Here is a 20292-nt window from a genome sequence, read left to right as displayed (position 1 = left end):
CGTAGGTAACCCGTCTTAGATTGTATCGTAATGTGTTTTATTTATGTTTAAAAACACTTTTAAAGTGTATTTTTTAATATAAACAACTTTAAGTTGTGCATCTATAAGCAGCTAGAAAGTTCTAACTTAAGGCAGAAAGTCTGAATAAAATTCAAACTGTTCACTTGAGTTCAAGGAACAATTTTCAATATTTGAAGTTATAGATGAAAAAAACGCTCGTGCCTTCAAAGGAGAGTATAAAGATATCCTTACTGTTTGAGAAGATCTCTACACTCTCGAGAAGATAAAATCGAGCGTTATCTGTTTAAGCTTGCAAAATAATTACATTCATAAAGTTAATCAGCCGCGTACACACATATTTAGAAACTATAGCGTAATCCTAAAATAGCTTGAAGAGCATTCTTAATCTTATGTCCTTTTAGATAATGTGCTTCCGCATAAAGTGTCAGTTTATCATTGACCGAACCGTTTACACCAATTCCCAATTTACCTGCATTACCCGATAAGTCTGTAATAAATTTATGCTGGTTATTAATTGTCGTATAATTATTATTTACATTCTCACGCAACCAAGCTGCCATAATGTAAGCTGTTAATGAAGTTTCTGAATTCACAAAGAATTCATGTCCTGCAGTTAATCCAACTTCACTGCGGAATGAAACCAATGGGCTTAGATCACCTATCATTCCATTTGAAAGTTTTATTTTTTTACCTTCAACCTGCAAACCTGTTAGCTTGATATAAGGCTGCATCCAAGTATTCTGTGCCGGTGTAAAATAACAACCAATTTCAAATGACCCACCTATCGCCCACTGATTGTAATGACTTTGAATAGCTAAACCATGCGTGGAGATAGCTTTCAAATTATCTCGGTAATAATTATATTTCAAAACACCATCCATATACCATCCGCGATGATCAAAATAAGTTGCATAAGTTCCAATGCTATAAGAACTCAGATCACTATTACCACCTCGTGCATGAGAAATACGTGCTTGATCATAACTACCGAAACCACCAACATACAACTCTCCATGCCTTAATTCACTCAACTGATCAGCACCAAAGACTAAACCTGTCTGCCCAAGCTTAAAGTGTGTATGTCCTGTCGCAATACGTTCTCTGCTCTTAATCGCATAAGTCCATAGTTCGATATCTTTCCTATTTCTGTTCCAAATTTTTCTACCATTCCTTACAATTTGCAACTCATTGTTAAAAACAAGTCCAGGAACTACGGACAACGTTAACACTGCATCTGTAGAGGGTGTTGTTGATGTCTCACCAGGAACAAAAGGATTTGCCGGATCTGGAATAGAGGTTTCTGGTCCACTGAGGCGGTCTGCAGATAAAAACCACACTTTTCCATTTTCATCCTTTCTTTCTTTCAAGTCATACATATAAGTTCCACCATCAATGGCGTTAATTTTGTCACCCTTAAGATCTGTCAGCGTAAAATGTGCGCCACCACTTTGATCCATAATTAAATCACGCTTATTTGAAAAAGGATCCGTGATTTCAACTCCAGAATCAGCAACACTTATCGTATGATTCCCAGCACCTTTCTCAACAAAGAGATAATCACCACGGTTATGGGCAATCGTAGTATTGAACGCGAAATGTAAATTTCCTGAAAGATTATTCACATGAAGCTGAGAATAATATGGATCAGAACCTGTAAACGAAAAAATAACACTCCCTTCACCACTTAATTTTTGTATCAAAGAACTTTTTCCATCAAACTCATCAGTAATAGAGTACAGTTTTGTATTTTTTCCATTTAAAATAATATCTTCTACTATGGTACGATGTTGATCATTCCCAGCATAAAGATGAATCTGCCCAGAATGATTTACCTGTGTCTTGCCTTCTAATGTTGCCCCGGCATGCACCCATGATTTTGTTTCATCATTCATTGTTAGATTTTTTACAGATCCATCAGCATATATTTCCTGAATAGCGCTCTCATTTAAAGTAACTCCAATAGCCTTACCGCCTTTTAAGATACGCTGTTTACCACCGCTAAAAATTTCTGTGTCAAATGCAAAACCACCATTTTTAGCACTTTGAGATTTTTTTCCAACCTCTTGTACGCCCCCTCGCATAACTTTCGTATCCCAAACTTTTCCGCCATCATATACTTTTTGTTGTCCTAGTGTTTCATCTTGACCATAAATGACAATATGAGAAGCACTACTCCCTTTAACCTCTCCTCCAACATCCCCCTCCCCGAAAACAAGTTGCTCCCCACCATAAATTTTAGTCCCCTCTACTTTTCCTCCATTTCCAACACTTTGTTGTCCACCTTCTTTAACGACAGCATTTTTCGAAAAGCCTTGTTTTCCATTTAAAGCCTCAACATTTTCAGTTCCACCATGTTCAATTTTACTATTCTCACTGAGACCTCCTGCATACACATAAAGCTCTGCACCATTCCTTACAGTGTTATTAATGGACCGCCCTGGGCTATCACTCTCGCCATCATTTGAAATGTATGCTTTACCTTCATTATCAAGGACATAATTTTCTAACAGTGCCCCATCTTTAATGAAGATAAGTTCAGGTTTTTTAAGAAACGCAATATTTTGTTCTTGTACATTATATCCGACATTGTCACGACGACTGCTGTCAAGCTCCTGTTGACTCGCAAACACTCTAGCGCCCTTATCCTCAGTAAAATCGCTAGGCTTTTTTAACAAGTATAATTCATTGCGCGTCCTTATAACAACATCATTAGATGCTCCAAGTATGCATCTTCCTGTTTTCATATCCTCATTGTATTGACCCTGAAATTTTTTGCCATTTTCATAACTTGAAGATTGACAAAAAAGTGGTACTCCCCCCTCATTTGCAGCAGCAGCTTGCACAAAACAGCTGCTCAACATGAGTATCCAACAATGTCGTTTCCATTTATATTGTAGAGCCATATCCTCCCCCCCTTCACGCCTGCATAGACACTAAACGTAATTAGCTCTACAAAACATATTTTCAACCTTAGATTACAAACAATCCTTCTTAAAAATCCTTCTTATCTCATAAAAAACTGTTCTTTACAGTTTTTTTAATACTTTTTTGATTAAGAATATAAGGGCGTTTTTATAGTGCTTCTTTAGCATTTCCTCGGAGTTTTCTTATCAAAGAAAAAGTAATGCATAATAAAGTATATAAGGGTATACAGCTACCATGAAAAGCGAAGCGGCATGCTCTAAAAATTGTTCTCTGAACCTTCATTAAAGACCTTTAAAGACAATCATATATTTAAAGATAACTAAAAAATAACCATATGATTAGAAACTATAGCGTACACCTAAAATACCCTGAAGGGACTGTTTTGTTTTACGTCCTTTAACATAATGTGCCTCACCATATAACTTTAACTTCTCACTCACTAAACTGCTCAAACCAATTCCTAACTTACCTGCATTACCCGATAAGTCAGTGGTAAATGAATGCCGTTGATTAATCAATGTATGGTTGTCATTTTTATTCTCACGCAACCATGCTGCTGTAATATACGCAAGTGATGAGGAATCCACGCGAGAACCAAATTCATATCCTAAAGTTAAGCCAACCTCACTGCGTAATGAAGTGAATGGACGCATGTTACCTGTCATGTCATTCGATAACTTGATTTCTTTACCCTCAACTTGCAACCATGTAAATTGTCCATAAGGCTGCAACCAACTGCTCTTTGACGTCTTAAGTCGATAACCTGCTTCAAAGGAAGTGCCCACCGCCCATTGCCTATAGCTTCCTTCAATCCCTAAACCATTCGTTGAAACTGCCTTTAGAGTATTCTGATAATGATTATATTTTAAAATACCATCTAAATACCATCCACTATGATCCAAATAAGTGACATAAGCGCCAATGCCATAAGTATTGATACCGCTCATACCACCCCGTGCATGCGCAATGCGTACGCGGTCATAACTGCCAAAACCACCTATATAAAATTCTCCATTTTCCCACTCGCTTAAACTATTGATCCCTAAAACAATACCTGTCTGATCCAACTTAAAATCTATATGCTCTGTAGCAATACTCTCTTTAGACTTGATCGCATAGCTCCATAAAGCTGCATTCTTGTTACTTTTATCTAGAATTCCTCTTCCCGCACGCACGGTTTGCATTTCATTGTGAAAAACCATCGCTGGAGCCACAGACATAGACAATACCGCATCTGTAGAGGGAGTGGTTAAAAAGTGAGAAACTGAAAGCGTCTCACTCAATTGTGGAGAAGGTTGTTCTTTATGAACTGGACGCAAAATCATCTGATCGGCTAAAGATTGTGAAGATTCTGAAACAATAGCCTGTTGCTTTCCGTCAGAAAAATGAAGAGAACTTGCTGGATATGCCCCTTCAATAATTTGACTTCCAAGAGTTGAAACAGTTAGAGATACAGAAGCTGGAGATTTTTGCCTTAAGTTTTGGCGGTTTTCTCTTCGATGTAGCAACTTAATAGCATGCTCTTTTGTAACTGTAATAGTTGAAAGAGAAGAAGCTGATTGATTTTGATTTAAATGCCACGTAGATCTACTCCTACTACGTGGCAAACTGTTGAGAAATGAAACATTATCAATAAATACCGCAGATAAATACCAAACTTTTTCACCCCCATCCTCATCAATTCTCTGTTTTAAACCATACATATAGGTTCCGCCATCAATAGTTTTAACATTTGCACCAGAAAAGCTTCTCAGAGTAAAATGTGCTCCTCCACTTTGATCAACAATTAAATCAAGTTCTGTTGAAGAAGGATCAACAATTTCAATACCGGAATCTACAATACTTATTGTGTGAGAACCACGGCCATTCTTGATAAAGAGATAATCACCCTCTCCTTCTGCAAGGCTGACATTAAAATCGAAATGTAGACTCCCAAAAAGATTATCAATATAAAGCTTAGAGTAATGTAAATTGGATTCTGTAGAAGTAAAAATAATATTTCCCACACCGCTTAGCTTCTTAATATAGGTTTCTGTGTTTCCATATCCAGTAGAAATAGAGTATAATTTAGCGTTTTCTCCCTCTAAATTAATATCGTCTACTGTTGTCTGATAATTTTTATATTCAGTATAAAAGCTATTATTTCCAGCATAAAGATGGACTTGTCCAAAATCATGAATCTTTATTTTTCCTTCCAACATCGCACCAGCAAAAACCCATGAATTGGCTCCTTCTTTAATTGTTAGATTTTTTACAATGCTACCAGCATGAACTTCTTGAGCAGCATGGCGGTGTAAAGTCACAATATCCGCCTCTCCCCCTGCTAATACCCGCTGTACCCCACCCGCGAAAACCTCAGTATTCACGGCTAAGCCACCACTTTTTTGTACAAAATCATCATCATCTGCGAACCATTTAGCAAGAGTTTGTATTCCTCCACTCATCACTTTTGTTCCCACAGCCATCCCATCATCATATACATTCTGCTGTCCCAGCGTGTCACCTTGACCATAAAGTGTCGTGTTATAAGTGCTGCTCCCCACAATTTCACCATTTACATAACCCTCTCCGAAAACAAGCTGCTCCCCACCATAAATTTCAGCTCTCAATGCGGATCCTCCTCCCTCCACTCTTTGTTTTCCACCCTCGTAAATAATCGTAAATTCTGAGATCCCCTGTTCCCCTACAATCTCTGAACCACCATTTTCAATTGTTGTATTCTTACTAAAACCACCAGTCTCAACATAGAGTGTTGCAGTTTCTGGAACTGTATTATTAATGGATAATTTAAAATCATCCGTTTCTCCATCACCAGCAATATAAACTATGCTATTGTCACCAAGTATGGAGTTTTGTAAAATTTTTTCACCTAGACCAGTAATGAAATCCTCTGCATAAAAATTGAAATCACCTGTATAAGAATCGGCTATAGAATCTTCCGAAGGAGAAACAGTATTTTCTTGCTCAAAAGAGTTATCTATAGGCAACTCCGTATGAGATGGAGAAAAGATAGGAGTAGAAATTTTTTCCGATGTAGATGATGTCGATAAAGACCAAATCTTTCCACCGTTATGATCTTTTTTCTTTAGAGCGTACATGTAGACTCCATTATCAACAGTAGCTATCTCTTCACCCCCAAAATCTATCAGAGTAAAATGCGCATTTCCGCTTTGATCATGAATTAAATCAAGCTCCAAAACTAAGTTCTGATTTTGTAGAAGAGAATTGGTCATTTCAGCACCAGAATCGATAACGCTGATGGTGTGATGACCTGCTCCTTTTTTTATAAGAAGATAATCACCGCGCTGTTCTGCAAAATTAGTATTAAACCTAAAATGTAAATTACCTGAAAGATTACCGACCTCAAGTTTAGAGTAATGTGGATTAAACACGGTAGAAGTAAAAACAACGCGTCCATCCCCGCTTAGATCCTCAATCAGAGAGCTTTCACCATCCATCTTGGAAGCAATAGAGTATAATGTGGTATCTTTACCATTTAAAACAATTTTTTCTACTTCAGTATGAGATTGCTCAGCACCAGCATAAAGATAAATCCGTCCAGAATCATGAATCATGGTGTTTCCTTCTAATGTTGCACCAGAATGCAACCACGATTGTGCTTGATCCTTAATCGTTAAATCTTTTACATAGCCTCCTAAATCTATTGCTTGAAAAGCATTCCCTTGTAAGAGAACACCAATCGCGATTCCTCCTGCTAAAACGTGTTGTTCTCCACCAGAAAAGATCTTCGTATCAAATGCAAAACTGCTATAATGGTCTAGATCTTTTTCCACAAAAAGATTTTGTACCCCTCCTTCCATGATCTTTGTGCTAAAAACCTCTCCATCATCATACACATTCTGGTATCCTAGCACTCCATTTTTACCAGAAACGACAGTGTTATAGGCGCTACTCCTTACCATCTCACCTTTGATATCAAACTTTCCTGAAACAAACTGCTCACCACCGTAAATTTGAGCCCCTTCAGCTTTCCCCCCATCTTCAACCTTTTGTTTTCCCCCTCTCTTAACTGTACTATCCTGTGAAAGACCCTGTGTTCTAATAAGTTCAGTACCGCCTCTTTGAATTGTCGTATACAGGCTAAAACCACCGTTATAAACCGAAAGCTTTCCAGCATCTTTAACTATATTACTAATTGAAGTCTCTCCATTGCTATCAACTTTCTCACTGTTACTATCAAAGCTAGGATCAGCAATCGTAACAATCATTCCCTTTTCAATTGTGCGTTCTGTGAGATCATTCGATAATGAAGCCATCGCAGATGGTTGCAAGTTAAAATCAGAAAATAAAGAGGTATTTTCCTCATCAAGAGCATAATTCGCATCTAAATACCAAATTTTACCATTGCTCTTATTTTTTCTATGTTTCAAACTGTACATGTAGGTTCCGGCATCAATAGCTCTGATTTTTTCACCAAAAGTATTTGTCAGAGTAAAATGAGCGTTTCCACTATGATCAGAAATTAATTTAAGCTTTTTGTGGGAAGGGGTTGTAACCTCACCTCCAGAATCAGTAACACTTATTGTATGATAACCTGAACCACTTTTTTTAATAACAAGATAATCACTAAGATGCTTGGCAAAGTTGACATTAAACTCAAAATGTAAAGAACCTGATAGATCATCAATATTAAGCTTAGAGTAATGCTTATCAGCCCCAAAAGATGTAAAAATAACTCTGCCACTTCCAGTTAAATTCTGGATATTAACCTGAGAGAGAGTAGCGTTATTTTTAGTTGCAATAGAGTATAACTTGGCATCTTCTCCATTTAAAATAAGATTTTCTACTTCCGTAACAGCTTCACCATTCCCAGCATAAAGATAGAGGTTGCCAAAATCATTAACATTTGTATCCTTATCTAATATTGCACCAGCAAAAACCCATGATTGTGCTTGGTGATTAATTGTTAGATTATCCGCGTATCCAGAATCATATATCTTCTGAGTAGCTCTATCATATAAAGTAACTTCGCTCGCATTCCCTCCTGCTAAGATATTCTGCGCACCATTTTTAAAAAGTTCGGTACTAAGTGCAAAAGCCCCCTCATTGATTGTAAAATCCTCATTTTCTGTATCAGCTGTATCAGTATCTTCTGAGAATCCATTATTAAAATTCTCTTTACCATCAAGATTCTGGACACCTCCTTTCATAACCTTTGTGTCAACAACCATCCCCCCACTATAGACACTTTGTAGTCCTAGGATTCCATCTTCAGCATAAATTTCGGTGTTATAAGCACTGCTTTCCTTATCTTTACGCAACAAACCAGTTCCAAGAACCCCCTTACCAAAAATAATCTGCTCACCACCATAGATTTTAGCCCCCTCAGCATTTGCACCACTCTCAACAATTTGTTTACCACCTTTTTTAACAGTAGCATATTCTGAACTGCTCAGATTTTGGACGAATTCAATACCACCACTCTCAATTGTCGTATCCCTGCTAACACTTGCTGCATCAATGTAGAGTTTTCCACCTTCTTGAACCGTATTATTGATGGAATAGCCTGCATCTTCATATTTAAAGCTATTTATTTCAGAATCTTCAGAATCTTGATTAGTAATATAGATAGTAGCACCATCACTTATTATTGAATTTGTGAGTACTTCAAAGAATAGGTTTTCTAATCTCTCCCTTTCCTCTTCTGAAGACTTGCTTCCTTCTACTATCTGTTTATTCTCTATCCTTTTTGATCCCCTTTTTTTTTCTTTTAATCCCCTCACTTCCAATAACAATTTTTTTGTCTCTTCTAGATGTTCACTGATACTTACTGGTGTTAATAACTTTTCTTTTGGTGTCGCTACTCCATCTGCACTCGCAATCTTGACAAAAAAACCACTGGTCATTAATGCACAAAAACTTAATTTCAATTTGCGTTGCATTATTCACACTCCATAATTTCAAATTTAAATTCCCCCATTTAGAAAAAAGTGCATAGACCAAAACAACTCAATGCAATTGCTCAACCTCATGTTTTTTAAGATAATAAAGCATTCGATGGACTACACTCTGACAGATCAAATATACACCCTGTGTTTTAAAATGCATGCACAACTAAAAGGTTTAATTTCTTTTTGATACGCTTAAAAAGTGTTATAATTACATCTATGGAAAAATATTTTTGAGATACCAAAGGCTGGTCTATAAATAAGATTGATCCCTCAATAGATAAAAATGGCATTAAACATTAAAGGAAACAGTAATGTTAATGAGAGCGGCCTTTATATCCACATATTTCTTCCTCTACAGCATTTAAAACAGTGTCTTTATTCTACTTAACTTGGGTAATCTAAAGAACACTTATTCATGCTCATCAAGCCATAATCATTGTTCTAATATATAAGAAACGTCATAATATCGACTCGACAGTGATTTGAAATTTTTATAATTATAGTCAGTTAACTCATCATTTGATTTGTCATATACTGAAAGGGACATTCTATTCATGTCTATAAACTTAGAAATGCAAGGTACAAGAAACAGAAATTCCCCTCGTCGCATTTTGTTTGCAAGCCTTATTGGCCCAACAATTGAATTCTTTGATTTCTATGTCTTTGCCACTGCCGCAGCTCTCATATTTCCTCATGTGTTTTTTCCAACACAAAATGATCAGATTGCCATTTTACAATCTTTCCTGATCTTTGGAGCGGCCTTTTTTGCCAGGCCCTTTGGATCAATTGTTTTTGGACATTTTGGAGATAAAATTGGAAGGAAAGCAACACTTATTGCTTCTCTTCTCACAATGGGTCTTTCAACAGTCATTATTGGTTTTCTTCCTACTTATGAAACCGCTGGATGGTTTGCCCCTTTCCTCTTGACCTTGTGCCGTATTGGACAGGGAATGGGATTAGGAGGAGAATGGGGAGGAGCTGTTTTGCTCGCAACAGAAAATGCCCCTCCAGAAAAGCGCGGCTGGTACGCGATGTTCCCCCAATTGGGTGTTCCAATCGGTTTATTTTTATCTATTGCCGTTTATTTAGGTCTGTTGCATTTCCTTGATCATGAAGAACTTTTAGCTTGGGGATGGCGCATTCCTTTTATTGCTTCAGTTGTTTTTATGATTATAGGATTATGGGTCCGTCTTTCAATCAATGAAACTGTTCAATTCAAAAAAACTCTTGAAAGTAAAGAACGTGTCAAAGTTCCTATCATCGATGTCTTTTTAAAATGTCCACGAATCCTATTTCTTGGAATATTTTCTGGTATGGCAACATTTGTTTTGTTTTACTTGGTCACCGCATATTTGTTAAGCTACTCAACAAACCATCTGCAATTGCCATTTTATCAAGCTCTTCAAGTCGAAATTGTTGGTGCTATTTTCTGTGGAATTTTTACTGTCATCACTGGAAAACTCGCTGATCGTATTAGACGTAGAACTTTGATGATTTGGGTTACAATTATCACCGGTATTTATTCTTTTGCAATTCCTTATTTCTTAAATTCTGGAGTTATAGGAGTCCTTGCAATGTCTGTTATCGGTTTGTCTATCATGGGGATGATATACAGTCCTCTTGGTGCTGTTTTGGCTTCACCGTACCCAACAGCAATTCGATATACTGGTTCTTCTATTACTTTCAACTTATCGGGTATCGTAGGAGCCTCTCTTGCGCCTTATATTGCAGAATATCTGGTACAACATTTTGATACATCTTATATCGGCTATTATTTGCTTCTTGCTTCTTTTATTTCACTGATTTGCTTCGTCGGATTTACAGATGATGAAATATCCAACTAAAATATAATAAAGAAGAATAAAATAAGTACTGGCAGCAAAAATGCTGCCAGTTTCGTTTTTAAAGACATGGGTTGCGGTATTTTCCACCACAATATTCCTGCGAACAAGGCACTCAAAAAGAAAAATAAAAAATCTGCAATATTGCTTATATAAGCAACAGTAAACATTCCTGATAGGATATGTGTTGTTCCCAACCACGAAACGCAAAAAAAAGCCAATATCACAGCCCATAAAACAAGCAAAATTCGATCAATTATCATGATGCCGTTTCATTTTTTTAATTGTAGTCCATATCTTTAATATGCCTAAAAGAAAAATCACAATAAAAACCCAACGCCCTCCCCCTGATCCTTTCGCAATAAAAAGCGCTGGATTTACTATTCCTATCAATCCTATAAAAATCAGAACAACAGAGATGAGACGCATTAAACCTGTTTTTCCCAACAACGATCTTCAGTCTGTTGCCAATACGTTAAATTATGATTTTCCATTTTATATTTTTTCCACTGTGCACGAACAAGACTCAACTGCTCATCATCTCTACCATCAAATATCACAACAAGCCGTTGATAAGTATCAATATTCGAACATACGGCTCCCTCTATGAGAAAACGAATCTTTGAATCATTCGGATTTTCTTGTCCTGTCGTCAAAAATACAGGCTGAAAGTTTGAATATTGATCACACTCAGTTCCATGTCCAATAAATGATTCATCCGCATAAACCCATAAATGCATATCTATAGAATCGCGTTGTTCTTCACTTACACATTGTATTGTTACCTTCCCAAAACGAGCCAATGCACGCTCTACAAGCGTTGGCAAAATATCTTTCAGCGTTGACTGCGTCAAATGATAGAATAGAATATCCAACCTCTTAAGCCCTTATCACCCTTTTATAAAAAGCTAACATCTTTTTTAGAGAAACTTCCATACCCACAGTATAAAAGGAAACGGTTCAAGATATAAACCCTCTTTTTTGATTGAGATGCATTATCTTTTTGCACGTGTCTTTAAAAGACAAAAAATTTTAATTTCAACGTTAATAAAAAATTTTTTTAAGTTATTTTCTAGATTCTTTGTAGACTATAGTTGAAAATAAAATATAATGTACGGAAAATTTAAAGAGGACCTCATAGGCAATTTTATATTATTTATTTGGTTAAAATATCCAATTCATAGAAGGATATTTTTTCGAACTTTATTACATTTTAACCGAAAGCAGTAAAATATTTGCTATCGAATTAAAGACTGAGGATTTTCCCCAATTTATGCGTATTATTGAGTTCTACATCCTGAAACGTGTCCTTGTTTTGTTTAGTTCTGTTATGATTGCAGCAGTGGGCGTTAGTTGGACAGTACAAATTCTCGCACGGATAAACTTTCTCACAACAAGTAAACAAACACTCCTCACAGTCTTACAATTTTCACTCTCATTGGTTCCTTCTGTTGTTTTTCTTGTCATTCCATTTGCATTAGTAATCGCAATTACAACCATCCTTTCAGCAATGCATCAAGACTCAGAACTTGCTGTCATCAATGCCTCTGGTTTTGCTAAAAGTACTGTTTGGAAACCTATTCTTCTTCTTGCTATTGTTGCATCCTGTATCTCCTTTTCTATAGCTAATTTTGTTGTTCCTCAAGCGCGTCTTCATATGCGACAAATGCTAGCAAGCGCTCATTTTGATCTTATTAATCTATTCATTAGTGAAGGAAGCTTCCAAAAACTCGCTAATAACCTTTACATAGAAATTGGCGAACGAAATCCAAATGGAGCACTTAAACGCCTTTTCATTGCCGACCAGCGTGATCCTAAGACTGATCTTTTTTATTATGCAACAGACGCATCCATTGTGAGCAATAAAAACGGCAGTTTTCTGGTTCTCAATAACGGTGAAATAGAAAGAGTTAACCATCAAAATAACAGTGTTTCAATCGTTCAATTTAGCTCATATACTTTTAGCCTAGGGGAGTTTATCCCCAGTGATAAAGCACCTACTCTTTATCCAAAAGATCGGTCTCTTTCTTATTTACAAAATCCTGATCCAAAAGATCCCTACTATCAACGAAAACCACTCCAATATAAAGCTGAGTTTCACCGCAGATTAACCCAATGGCTCTACCCTATTGTTTTTTCACTTATTGCATTAGCAGCGGCAGGGGATGTATGCTCCCATCGACAAGCTCGTCATTCCGCAAATTTCTCGGCAATTACCCTTTCTTTTCTGGTGTATTGGATAGGATATTTTTTTGCAGAAAAAGCAAAGAACGATCTTGCATACGTTCCTCTCCTTTATATTATGCCCATAGGGACAAGTGCATTTGTTTTTTTTATGCTTTTAACGAATCATAAAATTGGGCTCCCCACAAAAGTTAATGAGATTATTCAAATCGCTTTTCAAAAAGTAATGAACAAATTTGAACATCGAAAATCTCAAGATTCCTCGGATGAAATATCATGATTGGGTGGACACTTGGACGATACTTTTTTATACGTTATCTTAAAATAACTTGTTATTTCTGGGGAAGCATTTTTGTCCTTGCTCTTTTAATCGATTTCACAGAGAACTCCGGTAGGCTGTCCTCCATTCCGCATCATACAGCAAAAGATGCATTTTTCCTCTCTGTTTTACGCATCCCTTTTATCATGCAACAACTTATCCCTTTCATTGCACTCTTTTCTGCAATGGCAACGCTTATCTCGCTCAACAAAAAACTTGAACTTGTGGTGACTCGTTCAATCGGTGTTTCTGCATGGCAATTTCTTATGCCAGCTTGTTTGGGAGCTTTTCTTTTGGGATTATTTTCAGTTCTTCTCATTAATCCACTTGCTGCATGGGGATTTTCTCAAGCAGAAAAAAAGATGACTGAATGGCGCAATAACAATATACTAACACCTCTTCATAATACAGGTATCCACTGGTTAACACAACGTACAAATTTAGGCAGAACAACCATTGGTGCTAAATTTATCACCGACCAAGGACTTTCTCTTATCGATGCAACCTTTGTACAATACAATGACAACGCAACCGTCAAAAATTGGATTAACACCCCAAAAGCAACCTTGAGTAATGGATCTTGGCTATTAACAAATGGAACAATCTATAAAATAGGGCATCCTCCTGAAAAAATTACCGTGTTGCAAATAAAAACCAATCTAAAACCTGAATTTTTAACGGAACGTTTAGCGAATCCCGCGACTATTCCATTTTACCAATTGCCAAAAAAAATTATGATTGCACGTTCATTTGGCTATTCTGCTAATAATTTTGATATGTATTTCCAATCTTTAATTGCATTACCGGCATTACTTGTGGCAATGACCCTCATTGCAGCAACTGTATCTTTAAATTTTACGCGTTTTGGGCAATCTAGAACGTTGATTCTTGGTGGAGTAATAGCTGGGTTTACGCTTTATGTTATTTCCGTACTCGTTCAAGCTTTTGGTAATGCTGGATATATTCCACCAATTATTGCAGCTTGGACACCCGTTGTTATTGCGTTATTCTTAGGAATCTCTTTTTTACTTCATAAAGAGGATGGCTAAGTGAAAGCATTAACACTTAAAAAAATTATTTTAACAAAATTAAGTGCTCTCGCTTTTACAAGTGTTATGGGGGTTATTTTAGGAGGCGCTTTGTCTTATTGTGCGCACGCTCAAAGCCTTATGTCTCCTTCCCAAAGTCGCATTCGAAATCCGGAACGTCCTCTTTTGCTCTCTGCGGATGAACTCATCTACAATCGTGATGAAAACACTGTTTCTGCACAAGGTAATGTCCAAATCGAATATGATGGCAATAAAGTTGTCGCTCAAAAAATTATTTACAATCAAAAAACAGGACGGCTTATAGCACAAGGGAACGTTGAAATTACTGAAAAGGATGGTAATAAAATCTATTCCAACCAAATTGATATGACCAAAGATCTTGGCGAGGGTTTTGTAAACGCCTTACGTATTGATACAGCCAACAATGTTCACTTTTCAGCCCAAAATGCTACACGCAAAAACAATCACATAACAGTCTTTGAAAATGCAACCTATACAGCCTGTGAACCTTGCTCTTATAAACCAGATAGAGACGTCCTATGGAAAATTAAAGCAAGAAAGATCATATGGAATAATAGCATCAAAAAAATTCGGTTTGAAAATAGCAGTTTTGAAGTTTTTGGTGTACCGATTATAAAATTTCCAAATTTTGAGATCTATGATCCAACTGTCAGGCGTGCTAGCGGTCTGCTTACTCCTCATTTTTTTTATACTGATTATCTCGGTATGGGGATAAAGAATTCTTATTTTTGGAATCTCGCCCCTCACTATGATTTTACCCTTTCTTCTACTGTTTATACCCAACAAGGGCTTTTAACCGAAGGGGAATGGCGTCAACGTTTTAAAATGGGCAGTTATAATATTCGCTTTGCTCATATATACCAAATGAAACGGCATAGATTTGATAATGATACGATTGATGCACAGCATAAAAACCGTTATATGCTGTCAACAAAAGGGGACTTTCGTATTAATTCACACTGGACTTATGGATGGGATATCCTTGCACAATCAGATCGGCATTTTAGTCGTGCCTATAAACTTGAAAACTATAGCAATCCTACACAACTTTCTCAGATCTATCTGAATGGTCTTGCAGGAAAAAATTATTTTGATATGCGTTTTTATCATTTTAAAGTTCAAGATTCAATATTGAATGATCCTCATTATGAACGTCACTCTCGGCAAGCTTGGGTCCTACCGCGCATCGATTATTTTTTCACACCAGATGAACCCATTTATAATGGAGAGCTTACCTTCCATAGTAATATGCAATCAATTTATCGTCGTCATACTGACTTCAGTTCTACCGACCAGAACGGAACCCCTCTCAACATAGTAAGACTTTCTGGTATGGCTGGAAATAGTTTGCGTTTAACAAACGAGCTTCAGTGGAAAAAGCGCTTCAACACGCACAACGGACTCATCTTAACCCCCCTTCTCTCTCTACGAGCTGATATCATTACAACCAATGCAAGCGAAAATTATACAGCTTCTACAGAAAAAAATTCCTCATCCGCAATTCATGGTTCAACAATTCGTGGCATGGCAACAGCAGGGTTGGAACTACGCTATCCCTTCCTTATTACAGCGGATCATTCTACACATATTATAGAACCAACCGCACAAATTTTTATACGCAATAATGAACAATATATTGGACAAATTCCTAATGAAGATGCTCAAAGCTTTGTCTTTGATGCAACCACTCTCTTTCAACGAGACAAATTTTCTGGTTATGATCGTGTAGAAGGTGGCACAAGAGCCAATATAGGTCTAAGATATTCTGGAAGCTTTAATGACAATTGGTCTCTTTATAGTCTTGTTGGACAATCCTTTCATCTAGCAGGAAAGAATTCTTTTGCAGAAAAGGACTTTGTCAATGTCGGTATTCATTCTAGCTTAGAGGCAAAACGTTCAGACTATGTTGCAATGTTTGGTGCAACCCATAAAAGTGGTTTTTCCTTAGAAACGCGTGGACGCTTTGACAAAAAGACAGGAAAAATCCGCCGTAGTGAAATCGAAGCATCACAAAAATGGCAAAATTTTTGGGCGGCTCTACAATATGCCTATATCGCAAAGCAACCAGATTATGAATATCCTCAAGAGCGCCAAGAAATTTCTTTTCAAACAGGACTTAAACTAGTAGATTATTGGTCTATTAATAGCAACGCCGGTTATGATTTAGTATCTGGTACATTTGTAAAGCGAGGAATTAGCTTGAATTATACAGATGAATGTTTCGGGTTAACATTCGGTTATCAACAGGTAACGAATCCAGGCAGGAAAACACCCTTGCAAAACTTTAATTTCTCTCTTTCATTGCGTACGATTGCAGATATCGGAAAAAAGATAGATTAATTTATAAAGAGAATGTATCAGTCATTTAACTTATCATTGTTTTTATGAAAGAAAGAGTATATTTTAAGTTGTTGATGAGAATTAATAAACAATGCGAAAGCCTATTCACATGAATAAATTGAAAAAGCGTGTTCTTGCTTTATTTTATATTACGTCTTTGAGCGTAAGCAGCCTGCTAATAAATGGATTTTTGATTCCGACAGTCTTTGCGCAGACTTCTATTGTTGTTACAGTTAATGGCAACCCCATCACAAATTATGATATACAAAGGCGCCTTGCTTTTCTCAGATTACAACAAAAGCAAGGCAATTTGGTGGCACAGGCTAAAAAAGAGCTTATCGATGAAAAGCTAAAAAATATTGAAATAAAACGTCGTAATATTGAAGTAAGCAATGATGAAGTTGATAGAGCTTTTGAGAATTTTGCGACACAAAATAATATGACGATTGATCAGCTCAACCAGATTCTGATCCAAACTGAGATCACTGTGCAACACTTTAAAGATTACATCCGTGGACAAATAGGATGGGGGCGTCTTGTTAGCGCACGCTATCAAGCTGAAACAGGTATGATTAGCGAACAAGAAGCTGTACGCAGGATATTAAAAAATGGTGGTGTAAAACCTTCAACCAATGAATATACATTACAGCGAATTGTTTTTGTCATTCCTGCACATCGTCGTTCAGAAATTTTTGAAAGACGTCAAAGAGAAGCAAGCAATTTTCGTGCACATTTCCGTGGATGTGCCAATGCTCACAATCAAGCAAGAGGTATTTTAGACGTTACTATCCGCCACTTAGGAAAGTTTCTGGAGCCCCAACTTCCCAATGCATGGGAACAAGCTATTCTTGCAACGCCTGCTGGAAAAATGACAAAATTACAAGAAACATCTGATGGAATCGAAGCAATTGCTGTCTGCAAAATAAAAAGAGTTTCTGATGATTATGTCGCTCGACTAATATTTTCTCTTCAAGATAGTAAAAAAAGAAGCCCGCAAAAACTTGAAGAATTAAGCGACAAATATTTAGGAGAACTGCGGCGAGTGGCGCGCATTAAAAATTCATAATGGCTGCTCTTATTGTTAGCGGTGGTGATCCTGCCGGAATTGGTCCTGAAATAGTACTAAAAGCGTGGAGTTTGCGTGTTACGCGCCAAATTCCACCTTTTGTGCTTCTTGCTGATCCAGATGTTATTCGTTCGCGCGCTCGTTTTTTACAGATTGATGTTGAGGTGCAATCTGTTTTAATCAATAATTCCGCAAAAAATTTTCAAAACGCTCTTCCTATCATACCGTTAAAAAACAAACAAAGTGATCAATTAGGTATACCTTCATCGAATAATGCCGCTGGAATCATTGAAGCAATTCAACGCTGTGTTCAATTGATTCAAAATGGCCATGCATGTGCACTTATCACTTGTCCTATTGCAAAAAAGAATCTTTATGATGCCGGTTTTCAATTTCCAGGTCATACAGAATTTTTAGCCGATTTAGCCCATAAAGCTTTTCATAAATGTTATCATCCAGTTATGATGTTAGCAGGACCTCGATTAAAAACAGTACCAATAACTGTTCATATTCCATTTAAAAATGTTCCTTCACAGCTTACCCGTGATTTAATTGTTCAAACGGTACTTATTACTGAATGTGACTTAAAAACACGGTTTAAAATAACGTCACCCCGACTAGCTGTTGCTGGTCTTAATCCTCATGCTGGAGAAGGAGGTGCAATGGGAAAAGAAGATATTGAAGTTATCACTCCTGCTATTGAATATCTTAAAAAGAAAGGACTCAATATTGCAGGACCGCTGCCTGCCGACACAATGTTCCATGAATGCGCAAGAAAGGCATATGACGTTGCCATTTGTATGTATCATGATCAAGCCCTTATCCCTGTTAAAACATTAGACTTTGATAGCACTGTTAATGTCACGTTAGGTCTCCCTTTTATTCGCACGTCTCCAGATCACGGAACTGCTTTTGACATTGCTGATAAAGGGATAGCCTCTCCCGAAAGCTTTATTGCTGCTCTTAAACTTGCAAATCAACTTGCCGAAAATAGTTTAATACCATGCCAATAGATAATCTCCCTCCTCTACGTGAGGTCATTGATATATATGGATTACAAGCGCATAAATCTTTGGGGCAAAATTTTCTTTTTGATCTTAATTTAACATCTAAAATTGCTCATCACGCAGGTAATATAGAAGGAAAACCTGTTCTTGAAATTGGTCCTGGTCCTGGAGGTCTCACACGTGCCTTGCTAGCAAAGGGTGCCATTGTAACAGCAATAGAACGCGATGAACGCTGCATACCAGCTCTCTTAGAAATAGAAAAACACTATCCTAAAAAATTAAAAATTATTTGTAATGATGCACTGAAGCAAGACTTCTCAAAACTCTTTGAAACAAGCCCCGAAAAACCTCGCATTATTGCAAATCTTCCCTATAATATTGGGACACAACTCTTATTAAATTGGCTTTTGACTGAACCATGGCCTCCTTTTTATGAATCAATGACATTGATGTTTCAACGTGAAGTTGCCAAACGGATTACAGCTAAACCCCAATCTACTCATTATGGACGTCTTAGTGTCTTAACTGGCTGGCGTACCACTGCTAAAATTGCTTTTGATGTGCCCCCTCAAGCCTTCATACCAATACCTAAAGTAACTTCTTCCGTTGTTCATATTATTCCGCGAATACAACCTCTTGCCTGCTCTGCACAAAAACTAAGCCTCGTCACAAAAACCGCCTTTGGACAAAGACGAAAAATGCTTCGTCAAAATCTCAAAACACTTGGAGGTGAAGTGCTATTAGAAAAAGCTGGAATTGATGGAACACGCCGTGCTGAAACGCTCTCGGTTTCAGAATTTGTAACTTTAGCGCATCTAGTGCTCTAAAAAATTGCACTTTTTGTTATGCAACCTTTTTTAATCAAGACATTTATCGATCTTTTCAGCAATAAGCCCATCAACAAAAGAGTCAAGATAAGAACAGCGCTCGCGTTTTACGGTTTCAGCTAAATAAATTGATTTAATAAAAGATAAAGACTGATCTAAATCTTCGTTAATCACAACATAATCATAAGAACGCCAATGCTTTAACTCCGTTCGTGCATTTTCCAATCGTAAATTGATGATATCTTGACTATCTTCTGCTCGACGATGTAAACGCGAAACAAGCTCTTTCATTGATGGTGGAAGGATAAAAACAGATACAGTGTCTCCTAGCATCTTTTTTTGCAGCTGCTCGGTACCTTGATAATCAATATCAAATAACATATCACGGCCAGTACTCAATGCGTTCTCAACAGTTTCACGTAAAGTGCCATAATAATTCCCGTGAACTTCTGCCCATTCAATAAATTCATCTCTATCACGCTTATATTCAAACTCTTCCTTTGAAATAAAGTGATAATGCAGTCCATCTACTTCACTAGGACGCCTTTTCCTTGTGGTCATACTTACGGAAAGCTCTAATTTTCCATCTTTTAGAAGTAATCGAGAAATTGTTGATTTACCAGCACCTGAAGGAGAAGAGAGAATAAATAAAAAACCGCGGCGTTGATTTATTTTTATAGCACTCAATTTACTTTCGAAGACTGTCATTACATCACTCTACTTTGTTCATAAATGTTTCTCCAAAATTTGAATTATACATTATCTCAACCTTTCCCCTAA

13 protein-coding genes are annotated in these 20292 nt (G+C 37.0%); 7 read left to right on the top strand and 6 right to left on the bottom strand.

Translation table 11 applies throughout. From position 1 onward, the window contains the following. Window positions 1-359: 359 nt before the first annotated feature. Window positions 360-2924 carry a BafA family autotransporter gene (gene bafA, locus ACFIKB_RS05010; RefSeq protein WP_375652964.1) on the bottom strand — a complete coding sequence of 855 codons (2565 nt, stop codon included), beginning with the start codon at window positions 2922-2924 and terminating at the stop codon, window positions 360-362. Window positions 2925-3284: 360 nt separating this feature from the next. Then, window positions 3285-8849 (bottom strand): BafA family autotransporter, encoded by a 5565-nt coding sequence (gene bafA / locus ACFIKB_RS05005; RefSeq protein ID WP_375652963.1) that lies wholly within the window; start codon window positions 8847-8849, stop codon window positions 3285-3287. A gap of 563 nt (window positions 8850-9412) precedes the next feature. Here bafA (ACFIKB_RS05005) and ACFIKB_RS05000 point away from each other — a divergent pair. Beyond that, window positions 9413-10702, top strand: a complete 1290-nt coding sequence (locus ACFIKB_RS05000) for an MFS transporter (RefSeq protein WP_375636532.1) — start codon at window positions 9413-9415, stop codon at window positions 10700-10702. On the opposite strand, the gene ACFIKB_RS04995 is transcribed toward ACFIKB_RS05000, so the two are convergent. Genes ACFIKB_RS04995 through ACFIKB_RS04985 form a run of 3 tightly spaced genes read right to left on the bottom strand, consistent with a single transcriptional unit; the run spans window position 10699 to window position 11574 of the window. Further along, window positions 10699-10962, bottom strand: a complete 264-nt coding sequence (locus ACFIKB_RS04995; RefSeq protein ID WP_375636533.1) for a hypothetical protein — start codon at window positions 10960-10962, stop codon at window positions 10699-10701. The genes ACFIKB_RS05000 and ACFIKB_RS04995 overlap by 4 nt on opposite strands. Further along, window positions 10952-11128: a hypothetical protein gene (locus ACFIKB_RS04990; RefSeq protein WP_375652962.1), complete on the bottom strand. Its 177-nt coding sequence runs from the start codon at window positions 11126-11128 to the stop codon at window positions 10952-10954. The genes ACFIKB_RS04995 and ACFIKB_RS04990 overlap by 11 nt, the downstream gene beginning before the upstream one ends. Further along, the gene (locus ACFIKB_RS04985) at window positions 11128-11574 is read right to left on the bottom strand and encodes a DNA polymerase III subunit chi (protein ID WP_375636534.1); all 447 of its coding nucleotides are present in this window, start codon (window positions 11572-11574) and stop codon (window positions 11128-11130) included. Before ACFIKB_RS04985 ends, ACFIKB_RS04990 begins: the two co-directional genes overlap by 1 nt. Window positions 11575-11972: 398 nt before the next feature. Between ACFIKB_RS04985 and lptF the strand changes: the two genes are divergently transcribed. The 6 genes from lptF (at window position 11973) to rsmA (ending at window position 19512) form a co-directional block, all read left to right on the top strand. Then, window positions 11973-13163: an LPS export ABC transporter permease LptF gene (lptF, locus tag ACFIKB_RS04980; protein ID WP_375647011.1), complete on the top strand. Its 1191-nt coding sequence runs from the start codon at window positions 11973-11975 to the stop codon at window positions 13161-13163. Continuing rightward, complete coding sequence (lptG, locus tag ACFIKB_RS04975; protein ID WP_375636537.1) at window positions 13160-14251, top strand: LPS export ABC transporter permease LptG; 1092 nt, start codon at window positions 13160-13162, stop codon at window positions 14249-14251. The genes lptF and lptG overlap by 4 nt, the downstream gene beginning before the upstream one ends. Then, the gene (locus ACFIKB_RS04970) at window positions 14252-16612 is read left to right on the top strand and encodes an LPS-assembly protein LptD (RefSeq protein WP_375652960.1); all 2361 of its coding nucleotides are present in this window, start codon (window positions 14252-14254) and stop codon (window positions 16610-16612) included. A 109-nt stretch (window positions 16613-16721) separates the two neighbouring features. Beyond that, the gene (locus tag ACFIKB_RS04965; RefSeq protein WP_375644909.1) at window positions 16722-17678 is read left to right on the top strand and encodes a SurA N-terminal domain-containing protein; all 957 of its coding nucleotides are present in this window, start codon (window positions 16722-16724) and stop codon (window positions 17676-17678) included. Beyond that, window positions 17678-18691, top strand: coding sequence for a 4-hydroxythreonine-4-phosphate dehydrogenase PdxA (pdxA, locus tag ACFIKB_RS04960; protein WP_375644910.1), 1014 nt, complete (start codon window positions 17678-17680; stop codon window positions 18689-18691). Before ACFIKB_RS04965 ends, pdxA begins: the two co-directional genes overlap by 1 nt. After that, window positions 18682-19512: a 16S rRNA (adenine(1518)-N(6)/adenine(1519)-N(6))-dimethyltransferase RsmA gene (gene rsmA / locus ACFIKB_RS04955; protein ID WP_273788483.1), complete on the top strand. Its 831-nt coding sequence runs from the start codon at window positions 18682-18684 to the stop codon at window positions 19510-19512. Before pdxA ends, rsmA begins: the two co-directional genes overlap by 10 nt. A 30-nt stretch (window positions 19513-19542) precedes the next feature. Here rsmA and gmk read toward each other — a convergent pair whose 3' ends face one another. Next, window positions 19543-20220: a guanylate kinase gene (gene gmk / locus ACFIKB_RS04950; protein WP_375644911.1), complete on the bottom strand. Its 678-nt coding sequence runs from the start codon at window positions 20218-20220 to the stop codon at window positions 19543-19545. Window positions 20221-20292: the final 72 nt, after the last annotated feature.

It is taken from the genome of Bartonella sp. MR110HLJHH, assembly GCF_042194225.1.
Taxonomy (GTDB): domain Bacteria; phylum Pseudomonadota; class Alphaproteobacteria; order Rhizobiales; family Rhizobiaceae; genus Bartonella; species Bartonella grahamii.
This window is presented reverse-complemented; position numbering and strand designations above follow the sequence as displayed.

Bases quoted from the DNA above. Each gene is read 5' to 3' on its own strand.
- bafA (WP_375652964.1), bottom strand. From the start codon at position 2,924: ATGGCTCTACAATATAAATGGAAACGACATTGTTGGATACTCATGTTG.
- bafA (WP_375652963.1), bottom strand. From the start codon at position 8,849: ATGCAACGCAAATTGAAATTAAGTTTTTGTGCATTAATGACCAGTGGT.
- ACFIKB_RS05000 (WP_375636532.1), top strand. From the start codon at position 9,413: ATGTCTATAAACTTAGAAATGCAAGGTACAAGAAACAGAAATTCCCCT.
- ACFIKB_RS04995 (WP_375636533.1), bottom strand. From the start codon at position 10,962: ATGATAATTGATCGAATTTTGCTTGTTTTATGGGCTGTGATATTGGCT.
- ACFIKB_RS04990 (WP_375652962.1), bottom strand. From the start codon at position 11,128: ATGCGTCTCATCTCTGTTGTTCTGATTTTTATAGGATTGATAGGAATA.
- lptF (WP_375647011.1), top strand. From the start codon at position 11,973: ATGCGTATTATTGAGTTCTACATCCTGAAACGTGTCCTTGTTTTGTTT.
- lptG (WP_375636537.1), top strand. From the start codon at position 13,160: ATGATTGGGTGGACACTTGGACGATACTTTTTTATACGTTATCTTAAA.
- ACFIKB_RS04965 (WP_375644909.1), top strand. From the start codon at position 16,722: ATGAATAAATTGAAAAAGCGTGTTCTTGCTTTATTTTATATTACGTCT.
- pdxA (WP_375644910.1), top strand. From the start codon at position 17,678: ATGGCTGCTCTTATTGTTAGCGGTGGTGATCCTGCCGGAATTGGTCCT.
- rsmA (WP_273788483.1), top strand. From the start codon at position 18,682: ATGCCAATAGATAATCTCCCTCCTCTACGTGAGGTCATTGATATATAT.
- gmk (WP_375644911.1), bottom strand. From the start codon at position 20,220: ATGACAGTCTTCGAAAGTAAATTGAGTGCTATAAAAATAAATCAACGC.